The sequence below is a fragment of the Pseudomonas sp. Pse79 genome (assembly GCF_024519615.1).
In the GTDB taxonomy this organism is placed as follows: Bacteria; Pseudomonadota; Gammaproteobacteria; order Pseudomonadales; family Pseudomonadaceae; genus Aquipseudomonas; species Aquipseudomonas veronii.
The window spans coordinates 471992-481901 of sequence record NZ_JALJRR010000002.1 but is presented as its reverse complement, the minus strand read 5'-3'; the positions used below and the strand labels follow the sequence as shown (position 1 = coordinate 481901).

At 63.3% G+C, this 9910-nt stretch carries 9 protein-coding genes and 3 pseudogenes; 3 read left to right on the top strand and 9 right to left on the bottom strand.

Annotated elements, in window-relative coordinates; translation table 11 throughout:
- A pseudogene (locus NR164_RS05420) lies at positions 1–115 on the top strand (helicase); the annotation flags it as partial.
- A gap of 108 nt (positions 116–223) precedes the next feature.
- On the opposite strand, the pseudogene NR164_RS05415 reads toward NR164_RS05420, so the two are convergent.
- Positions 224–445, bottom strand: a pseudogene (locus NR164_RS05415) (histidine kinase); the annotation flags it as partial.
- Positions 446–456: 11 nt separating this feature from the next.
- On the opposite strand from NR164_RS05415, the pseudogene NR164_RS05410 reads away from it, so the two are divergent.
- Positions 457–570 (top strand): annotated as a pseudogene (locus NR164_RS05410) (helicase); the annotation flags it as partial.
- Positions 571–678: 108 nt separating this feature from the next.
- On the opposite strand, the gene NR164_RS05405 reads toward NR164_RS05410, so the two are convergent.
- The 6 genes from NR164_RS05405 to exbB all read right to left on the bottom strand — a co-directional run bounded on the left by NR164_RS05405 (position 679) and on the right by exbB (position 7539).
- On the bottom strand, positions 679–2079 hold the full coding sequence (locus tag NR164_RS05405; RefSeq protein ID WP_057004017.1) for an aminoacyl-tRNA deacylase and HDOD domain-containing protein: 1401 nt from the start codon (positions 2077–2079) through the stop codon (positions 679–681).
- 77 nt (positions 2080–2156) lie between these two features.
- A complete protein-coding gene (recG, locus tag NR164_RS05400) occupies positions 2157–4232 on the bottom strand; it encodes an ATP-dependent DNA helicase RecG (protein WP_256822414.1) in 2076 nt (691 codons plus the stop codon).
- 8 nt (positions 4233–4240) lie between these two features.
- Positions 4241–5161 (bottom strand): hydrogen peroxide-inducible genes activator, encoded by a 921-nt coding sequence (locus tag NR164_RS05395; RefSeq protein ID WP_046381642.1) that lies wholly within the window; start codon positions 5159–5161, stop codon positions 4241–4243.
- A gap of 228 nt (positions 5162–5389) precedes the next feature.
- Complete coding sequence (locus NR164_RS05390; protein WP_017846065.1) at positions 5390–6139, bottom strand: energy transducer TonB; 750 nt, start codon at positions 6137–6139, stop codon at positions 5390–5392.
- Positions 6136–6561: a TonB system transport protein ExbD gene (gene exbD / locus NR164_RS05385; RefSeq protein WP_017846064.1), complete on the bottom strand. Its 426-nt coding sequence runs from the start codon at positions 6559–6561 to the stop codon at positions 6136–6138. The genes NR164_RS05390 and exbD overlap by 4 nt, the downstream gene beginning before the upstream one ends.
- Positions 6562–6567: 6 nt before the next feature.
- Positions 6568–7539: a tonB-system energizer ExbB gene (gene exbB / locus NR164_RS05380; RefSeq protein ID WP_046381643.1), complete on the bottom strand. Its 972-nt coding sequence runs from the start codon at positions 7537–7539 to the stop codon at positions 6568–6570.
- A 189-nt stretch (positions 7540–7728) separates the two neighbouring features.
- On the opposite strand from exbB, the gene NR164_RS05375 reads away from it, so the two are divergent.
- Positions 7729–8580, top strand: coding sequence for an SDR family oxidoreductase (locus NR164_RS05375; protein ID WP_126585190.1), 852 nt, complete (start codon positions 7729–7731; stop codon positions 8578–8580).
- 128 nt (positions 8581–8708) lie between these two features.
- On the opposite strand, the gene NR164_RS05370 is transcribed toward NR164_RS05375, so the two are convergent.
- Positions 8709–9452: a hypothetical protein gene (locus NR164_RS05370; RefSeq protein WP_017846061.1), complete on the bottom strand. Its 744-nt coding sequence runs from the start codon at positions 9450–9452 to the stop codon at positions 8709–8711.
- Positions 9453–9508: 56 nt separating this feature from the next.
- The gene (locus NR164_RS05365) at positions 9509–9889 is read right to left on the bottom strand and encodes a RidA family protein (RefSeq protein WP_003176922.1); all 381 of its coding nucleotides are present in this window, start codon (positions 9887–9889) and stop codon (positions 9509–9511) included.
- Between the last annotated feature and the right edge of the window lie 21 nt (positions 9890–9910).

Below are 9910 nucleotides of genomic sequence, written 5' to 3'. Positions count from 1 at the left end.
ACTGGCGTTCATGACGGGGATTCAGGACAAGTCGATCCAGATCAAGGGCAACCCGGCGCTGGTGATCTGGTTCCAGGGCTTGACCAAGTATTTGAAGCCGAAGAAAAAGCAGTAGACCGAGGTGGATTCATCGGGGGCAAGCCCCCTCCCACACTTGACCGTGTTCGCAGATCAAAATGTGGGAGGGGGCTTGCCCCCGATAGCGATCTAACAAGCTACCGATTCAGCCCTGGCTGAACTGCGAGGCCAATTCGCGCAACAGCACCTCGGCATCCAGCACCTTGGCCACGACTTCTTCAGCCTTGTCACGGCTCAAGCCCAAACGTTCAAGCAGCTCGTCGGGGATGGTTTCGTGCGGCCCGGAGCCGATGCCCCGGCTGCGCAGCAGGCGCACGGCCAGGCATACCAGGTTGGGGTACTCGGCGTATTGGCCGTCGTAGGTTGGGTGACAAAGACCTGGCGTTCATGACGGGGATTCAGGACAAGTCGATCCAGATCAAGGGCAACCCGGCGCTGGTGATCTGGTTCCAGGGCTTGACCAAGTATTTGAAGCCGAAGAAAAAGCAGTAGACCGAGGTGGATTCATCGGGGGCAAGCCCCCTCCCACACTTGACCGTGTTCGCAGATCAAAATGTGGGAGGGGGCTTGCCCCCGATAGCGATCTAACAAGCTACCGATTCAGCCCTGGCTGAACTGCGAGGCCAATTCGCGCAGCAGCACCTCGGCATCCAGCACCTTGGCCACGACTTCTTCAGCCTTGTCACGGCTCAAGCCCAAACGTTCAAGCAGCTCGTCGGGGATGGTTTCGTGCGGCCCGGAGCCGATGCCCCGGCTGCGCAGCAGGCGCACGGCCAGGCACACCAGGTTGGGGTACTCGGCGTATTGGCCGTCGTAGGACGGGTCGTGCTGGAAGCGCAGGGCGGTGGACAGTTCGTCCGGCATGTCCCAGTAGCGCATCAGCCAGGCGCCGATCTGTTCGCGGCTGATACCCAGCAAATGCTGCTCCACATAGCTGTGGCACAGGTGCGGGTTGACCTCCAGGTGTCGGCAGATCAGCGAGAAGTGCGGCGGAAACACGTGGGCCAGCAGCAGGTAACCGAAGTTGTGCAGCAGACCGGCCAGGTAGGTCAGGCCGGCTTCCGGGCGTTGCGCGCGCGGCATGGCGCGGGTCAGGCCTTCGATGACGGCGGCGGTGTAGATCGACTGGTGCCAGTACGGCGTGGCCTGGTGCGGGTGGTCCTTGGGCAGGCTCAGGGTTTTGCCCAGGGCCAGGCCCAGCGCCAGGTTGATCACCAGGTCGAAGCCCAGCACCCGCACGATGGCGTCTTCCACCGAGCGGATCTTGCCCGGCGAGGCGTAATAGGGCGAGGCGGCCCAGCTGACCACCTGGGCGGCCAGCGCCGGGTCGGTTTCGACCACGCCGGTGATGTCGTCGATGGTGGCGTTGGGGTCGACGCGCAGTTTGATGATTTTCTGCGCAGTGTCGGCCAGCGGCGGAATCTCGATGGTCGCTTCCAGGCGTTGCTGGATGCGCCGGGCCGTGAACGCCTGCATGGCCTGGGTGATTTCCTCGCGGTCATCATGGGGCCGGTCGAGGTTGGGCCGGATGTTGCTCAGCGGCTCGCCGAATTGAGCGGCGCTGGCCTTGGTCAGCATGGTTTTGAAGTCGACGCTGGCGATCTCCAGCAGCAAACCGGCTTCGCCCGAGTGAACCAGCAGGCTCGACTCATCGAGCAGGCTGCCTTCATACAGGCAAGGTGAGCTGGTCAGCGCCGGCAGGCCGGGCAGCAGGCTGAGGTCATGCTTGCCCAGCATGCGTTCGATACGTTCCGGCGACACCGATGTCAGGCGGCGGCCGGTGAGTTCGGTCAGGCGGTTGAGGTCGAGCAACTGGTTCTGCGGGAACAGCACCATGAGCGCGCCCACCGCATCTTCCAGCAGCACCGCCTGGATCTTTCGCGCAGGGTTCAGGCCCGGATGTTCGGCGACTTCCGTGTAGCTGATGGAGAGTTTCGCGAGCAGCGCCCGAATAACCGGCGGGGCGGTCAGTGGTGCGGCGGCGTGGGCAACTTCTGACATGGCCTGATCCAAATTCGTACAGTCTTTGGAGTATAACCAGCTTGATACAAATGTTGGTCGGATAAGTGAAACAGGCGTCACACTTGGCCGTATTGCTGCCCATGCCTGAGCCAGCGATCCAGCAGCGGGCTGACGTGATCCGGCCAACGCTCGAGCAGGGCCTGGGCCGCATCGCGCACTGCCGGCAGCAGGTCGGCGTCGCGCATCAGGTCGGCGACCTTGAATTGCAGCAGGCCGGTCTGGCGGGTGCCGAGCATCTCGCCGGGGCCGCGCAGTTCGAGGTCTTTTTCGGCGATGACAAAACCGTCGTTGGTTTCACGCATGATGCCCAGGCGTTGACGGCCGATCTGCGACAGCGGCGGATGATACAGCAGCACGCAGTGGCTGGCCGCGCTGCCCCGGCCGACGCGGCCACGTAGCTGGTGCAGTTGCGCCAGGCCGAGGCGCTCGGGGTTTTCGATGATCATCAGGCTGGCGTTGGGCACGTCCACCCCGACCTCGATCACCGTGGTGGCCACCAGCAGTTGCAGGTCGCCGGCCTTGAATTGCGCCATCACCGCGGCTTTTTCCGCCGGTTTCATGCGCCCGTGGATCAGCCCGACCTTGAGTTCGCCCAAGGCGCTGGTGAGGTCTTCGTAAGTGGTTTCGGCGGCCTGGCAGGTCAGCTCTTCGGACTCTTCGATCAGCGTGCATACCCAATACGCCTGGCGGCCTTCGGCGCAGGCGCCGCGCACGCGCTCGATGACTTCCACGCGCCGGGAGTCGGTGACCAGCACGGTATTGACCGGGGTGCGGCCGGGCGGCAGTTCGTCGAGGATCGAGGTGTCGAGGTCGGCGTAGGCGCTCATGGCCAGGGTGCGTGGGATCGGCGTGGCGGTCATGATCAATTGGTGCGGGCTCATGCGCCCGCCCGCGCCTTTCTGGCGTAGGGCCAGGCGCTGTTGCACGCCGAAGCGATGCTGTTCGTCGATGATCACCAGCGCGAGGTTCTTGAACTGCACTTCGTCCTGGAACAGCGCATGGGTGCCCACCACCATCGGTGCGCCGCTGGCGATCTGCTCCAGCGCGATTGTGCGGTTTTTGCCTTTGAGTTTGCCCGCCAGCCACGCCACTTCCAGGCCCAGCGGTTCGAGCCAGCGCTTGAAGGTGATGAAGTGCTGCTCGGCGAGAATCTCAGTGGGCGCCATCAGCGCCACCTGGTAACCGGCTTCGAGTGCCTGCAGGGCGGCGAGGGCGGCGACCACGGTCTTGCCCGCGCCGACGTCGCCCTGGATCAGGCGCAGCATGGGTTCGGGCTGGCTGAGGTCGTAGGCGATTTCATTGCCCACGCGCTGTTGGGCACCGGTCGGCGCAAAGCCGAGGTTCGCCAGGTACTGCGCGGGCAGGCGCGTGGCCTTGGGCATCGCCGGGGCGCGCAGGGAGCGCATGCTCTCGCGCAGGCGTTGCTGGGACAGTTGGTGGGTCAGCAGTTCTTCGAAGGCCAGGCGGTGCTGCGCCCAGTGATGACCGAGGGCCAGTTCGTCCACGTCCGCGTCGGCCGGTGGGTGATGCAGGTAGCGGATCGCATCGTCCAGCGGCGCCAGTTGATAGTCGCGGGCCAGCTCCACGGGCAGCCAATCGGGCAGGCTTTTCGGGCCGAGCATCGTCAGGGTCTGCTGGCACAGTTGGCGCAGGCGTTGTTGGGTGAGGCCTTCGGTCAGCGGGTAGATCGGCGTCAGGGTGGTGTCGACCGGCGGCGGCTCGTCGCCCGTAATGGCGCGGTATTCCGGATGGTAGATCTCCAGGCCCGAGGCGCCGGGGCGTGCTTCGCCGTAACAGCGCACGCGGGTGCCGCGCTTGAGGCCTTCCTTCTGCGCGTTGCTGAAATGGTAGAAGCGCAGGCTCAGGCCGCCGGTGCCATCCTGCAGGCGCACCACCAGGCTGCGGCGCTTGCCCATCACCACGTCGGCGCCGCTGACGGTGCCTTCGATCACTGCGTCCTGCCCAGGGCGCAAATGACCGATGGGCACTACGCGGGTGCGGTCCTGATAGCGCAGAGGCAGGTGGAACAGCACGTCCTGAAGGTTCTCCAGGCCGACCTTGGCCAACTTCTCGGCCATGGCTTCGCCGACACCCTTGAGTGCCGTCACCGACACCTGCGACAGCTCAGTCATACAGTGGCTCAGCTCGCAGCAGGCGGTTTGGCCACCGAACACAGGCGGATCGAGTCGGCCAGGATCTCAATGGCTTTGGGCCGCGGGAAGCTGGCGCGCCAGGCGATCGCCACGGTGCGGAACGGCACCGGCGGCGTGAGCGGGCGCACGGCGATCACGCCCGGGGCGTAGTGATGGCTGTCCACCGCCGACAGCGGCAGGATCGAAATGCCCAGGCCGGAGGCGACCATGTGGCGAATGGTTTCCAGGGAGCTGGATTCCACGGTGGTGTGTTTGGCGCCGTCGTGGCCCTTGGTCAGGGTCGGGCAGGCTTCCAGCACCTGGTCGCGGAAGCAATGGCCTTCACCGAGCAGCAGCAGGCTCTTGTCGTTGAGCAGGCCGGCGTCGATGCTGTCTTTCTGCGTCCACGGGTGCGAGGCCGGCATCAGCACGTAGAACGGCTCGTCGTAGAGCGGCAGGGTCAGCACGTCGGCCTCGTTGAACGGCAGGGCGATGATGATCGCGTCCAACTCGCCGTTGCGCAGTTTGTCGCGCAGCACGTGGGTGAAGTTTTCTTCGATATACAGCGGCATCTGCGGCGCGACGCGGTGCAGTTGCGGAATCAGGTGCGGGAACAGGTACGGGCCGACGGTGTAGATGGCGCCGACTTTCAGCGGCGCGGTCAGCTGGTTTTTGCCGGCCTGGGCCAGTTCGCGAATGCTTTGGGCTTGCTCCAGGACCTTTTGGGCCTGGGCAACGATGCCTTCACCAACCGGGGTCAGGCGCACGGCGCTTTTGCTGCGCTCGAAAATCAGCACACCGAGTTCGTCTTCAAGCTTTTTCACGCCCACCGACAGCGTCGGCTGGCTGACGTGGCAACGCTCGGCCGCGTGGCCGAAGTGTTGTTCTTGGGCGAGGGTCACGATGTAGCGTAATTCTGTAAGAGTCATAGCGGGCGTCCATGAGGTTGCGAGCCAAGCATACCGGCTGCAATCGATAGACACACGTTATCAGAACTTTGATAAGGATTGAGCGGGGAATGTGCGAGATTTTGCTGAAGCGATAAAACCCGATGTGGGAAGGGGCTTGCTCCCGATGGCGATGGGTCAGTCGAGGACGTGTCGACTGATGTACCGTCATCGGGAGCAAGCCCCTCTCACATAGCCCTGCGCGTGCCTTTAGCGGCGACGCTTCTCGATGTTGTAAACGAACGGCGCGACGATCTCGATGCTGCCGCTTTTCACCATATCGGCCGGTGGCTTGGGCAATGGCTGGGCGCGACGGATCATGTCCAGGGTGGCGCGGTCCAGGTCGGCGTTGCCGGAGCGGCCCACCAACTCGTAGGACAGCACATTGCCTTCGGCATCGACCACGAAGCGCAAGCGATTCATGCCTTCCTTGCCACTGTTCTGCGCGCTTTGCGGGTACTTTTTGTACTTCTGCAAGTGCGCCAGCAGGGCGCCTTCCCAGGAGGCTTTGGCGGCGACCTGTTGCGGCGACGGGCCCGGTGCGGGCTGGGCCGATTTCTCCGCCGGTGTATTGGTCGGCGGCGTGTCGCTTGGCGGCGTCTCGGAAGGTTTCTCCTTGGGCGGCTCGGGCTTTTTCTCCTCCGGTTTGGGCGGCTGGGGTTTCGGCTTGGGCTTGACCGGCTTGGGCACCTGGATCGTCGGCTTGGGCGCTTCGGCCAGTTTCGGCAGCGGCAGCTCTTCCACCGGGGCGGGCGGCTGCGGCGGCGTGACCACCTTGGGCGGTGCCGGCGGCGGCGGTGCGGGCATTGGCGCCAGGTCGATGACCATGGCCGCCGGTGGCAGCTGGACCGTGCGCGGCGCCGACCAGTGGAGCGCGATGGCAATCGCGATGGCATGCACGCCCAGCACGACGGCGAGGCTGGTGCCATAACGCGTCAGTTTGTGGCGCGTCGTGATCATTTTTTGGCTGCCGTCTCAAGTCCGACCAGGCCGACCTTGAGGTAGCCGGCTGCCCGCAGGGCATCCATCACGCTCATCAGGTCGCCGTAGTCCACGCCTTTGTCGGCCTGGAAGAAGATCGTCGTGTCTTTCTTGCCTTGGGTCTTGGCGTCGAGCGCCGGCCCCAGGGTTTCGGCTTTGACTTCTTCTTCGCCCAGGAACAGGCGCTGGTCCGCCTTGACGCTGAGGAAAATCGGCTTCTCCGGCCGCGGCGCGGGTTTGGCGCTGGACGCGGGCAGGTCGACCTTGATATCCACGGTGGCCAAGGGGGCCGCCACCATGAAGATGATCAGCAGCACCAGCATCACGTCGATAAACGGCGTGACGTTGATTTCGTGGTTCTCGACGAGTTCGTCGTCGCCTTGATTCAAATGCAGGCCCATGGCCGATTACCCCACTTTCACCATGTGCGGTTGCGAGCTGCGCTCGGAAGGCAGGTGATCGAGGTCGCGGCTGACCAGCAGCAGGACTTCTGCCGACGCGTCCGATACCTGGGCCTTGTAGCCGGCAATCGAACGGGCGAAGACGTTGTAGATCACCACTGCGGGAATCGCGGCAACCAGGCCCAGGGCGGTTGCCAGCAAGGCTTCGGCGATGCCGGGAGCGACGACGGCAAGGTTGGTGGTCTGGGTTTTGGCGATGCCGATGAAGCTGTTCATGATGCCCCACACGGTGCCGAACAGACCGACGAACGGCGCGGTGGAACCGATGGTCGCCAGCACGCCGGTGCCGTTGCTCATGTTACGACCGCAGGCTGCCACCAAGCGCTCGAGACGGAACGCCACGCGCTCCTTGATGCCCTCTTTTTCGCGGGTGTTGGCCGACAGGCGCATTTCTTCCAGCGCGTCGTGTACCAGCGTATTGGCCAGGGTGCCCTTCTTGGTCGCCGTTTCGCTGGCTTCCTTGAGGGTGGTGGCCTTTTTCAGGTGGACGATCTCGCTGCGCAGGCGGCGCTTGGCGCCCAGCAGTTCGAAGCCTTTGGCGATCCAGATGGTCCAGGTGATGATCGAGGCGATGGCCAGGCCGATCATCACGGCTTTTACCACCACGTCAGCGTTTTGGTACATGCCCCATGGCGACAGGTCGTGGGCCATGCCAAGGGTGTTGTTTTCTTCCAGCACCACGCCGGGCTCGTCGGCGGTGGCCGGCGCTGCAGCCTGGGCTGGGTCTGTGGCGGCCGGCACCGCAGGGGCGGCGGTGGCATTCTGTTCGGCGGCAGCAGGAGCCGCCGGCGCGGTGGCATCAGCGAATGCGGCGGTCGGTGCCAGCAGTACGCTGAACAGCAGCGCCGCAATCGCACGCCAGGCGCGGGATGGACTGTGAAGTTTGGTTGGCGAAGCGGGGTGTGTATTACGTGTCATGCTGGCCGGACCTGAGAGAAAAAAATGAGTGATCGTCCTTCCAGACCCTGCGAGGTCGAGGACAAATGGGTCGTTATTATTGCAAGTAATTCTTGTTAACAGAAGTAATACAGTAACTTTATTTGTCCTTTTTCTGGCCGCTGGTCTCCTGCGACGGCTAATCTAGACCTTTCAGTACGGAGTTTTGTGATGTCTGCGCCTTCTGTTGTGATTGCCGGTTGTGGCGATGTGGGGAGTCGGCTGGCCAGCCAATTGCTCGCCTCGGAATGGGAGGTTCATGGCCTGCGGCGTGATATTTCGCGCCTGCCCGATGGCGTGATCGGCATTGCCGGTGACCTGTTCAATAAGGATTGCCCTGACACCTGGCCGATCGGCGGGGTGGATTACCTGGTGTATTGCGCGGCGGCGACGGATCACGACGAAGCCGGTTATCGCGCCGCTTACGTGCAAGGGTTGCAGCATGTGTTGGAGTGGTTGAAGGATTACGGCCAGGAGCCCAAGCATCTGCTGTTTGTGTCCAGCAGCAGTGTGTATGGGCAGCAGCAGGGCGAATGGGTCGACGAAACGTCCGAGACCCAGGCAAAAGGCTATTCCGGGCAGGTGATGCTGGAAGCCGAGCAAGTCGCGCTGAACAGCGGCATTGCGGCGAGCATCGTGCGCTTGACCGGGATTTACGGGCCGGGCCGCGAGTGGCTGCTGACGCAGGTGCGCCAGGGGTATCGCGTGGCGATCGATCCGCCTTTATATGGCAACCGGATCCACGTCGATGATGCGGCTGGCCTGCTGGCGTTTTTATTGCGGCATGTGGAGCAGGGCGGTTCGCTGGATCGCATCTATATCGGTGTCGATGACGCACCGGCGCCGTTGGCCGAGGTGGTGGCCTGGTTGCGTGAGTACCTGGGTGTGACGCAATGGTCCGATGACGCCAGTGTGCGCCGCGCCGGGAGCAAGCAATGCAGCAACGCCCGGGCCAAGGCGTTGGGCTGGGTGCCGACGTATCCGAGTTATCGCGAAGGCTACGCGGCCATCCTGAAGGGCTGAGCCGCGGTCAGAAAAGGTGGGAGGGGGTTTGCTCTGTCAGCCACGGTTGTAGTGGCTGATGCGCCGCGATCGGGAGCAAGTCGAATCGTCGCAGCGCCCCTCCCACATTCAGGTCTGTGGGATGACGGTTATTGTTTTTCAAGCAGCCACTGGCGTGGCCCCGGTGTAAACGAAGGCACTTCGTCGGCCTGCGAGGTATTGATCGCCTGGAAGATTTCCAGCTGCTTGCCCTTGCGTGCAAAGATCCACGCATTGCCCACGCCGTTGCGTTGCAACCACATGCTGTCGTAGCCGCCGCTCATGGAGGCGCAATCACCCGCCAGGCATAACGAATATCGATCGGCACCCGGCAGGCCGGCCACTTGGCCGTTGGCCTGGAACTGCACGGTGGCGCCTTCGCCATTGCCGTTGGCGATTTTCCAGTCGCCGCCCATATAAGCGGCGTACAGCGCGCGCTCGAAGTTGGCGCCCAATGGCGCGCCTTCCGGTGCGGGTTCCTTGGCGCGGGCAAACAGCTGTTCGGGCTCGTTGTCGTTGGCCACTTGCAGCAGTTGCCGACCTTTGCGCTTGAGATCGGTGGCGGCGCTGCCGTAGAAGTCGACGCTCCAGGCACCGGGCTTCTCACCGAGCAACTTGCCTTCCGCTACTTCAAAACCGTTGTAGTAGCGGGCCTGCAGGGCCTTGGTGTTGACGTCCCACTCGAGGTTCGGGCCAAAGCTCTGCAGTGCTTCACGCAAAGGGCCGCCCTTGGCTGCCGCGTCGATGGCAACCTGGTTGATCCAGGTGCCGCTCACATCCAGGTCGGCGGGGTTGCTGGCACAGCCGCCGAGCAACAGGGCGAGCAACGAAGAGGCTACAAGCGCTTTGCGCATCATGAAATCCTTTTAAAACGAAGTCGGCGCAGCCTATGGAGGCTGCGCCGGGTGTTTTACTCGATGACCAGAATCGCGTCCATCTCAACCTGTGCGCCCTTTGGCAGGGCAGCAACGCCGATAGCGGCGCGGGCTGGGTAAGGCTGTTCGAAGTACTTGCCCATGATCTCGTTGACCTTGGCGAAGTGGCTCAGGTCGGTGAGGAAGATGTTCAGCTTGACGATGTCCTTGAACGAACCACCGGCAGCTTCGGCGACCGACTTGAGGTTTTCGAAGACCTGTACGGTTTGTGCTTCGAAGCCTTCAACCAGTTCCATGGTCTTTGGGTCCAGTGGGATCTGGCCGGACATGTAGACGGTGTTGCCCGCCTTGATCGCCTGGGAGTAGGTGCCGATGGCGGCTGGGGCTTTGTCGCTGGTGATAACAGTCTTGGTCATGAATGACTCCTTGTAAGAGGT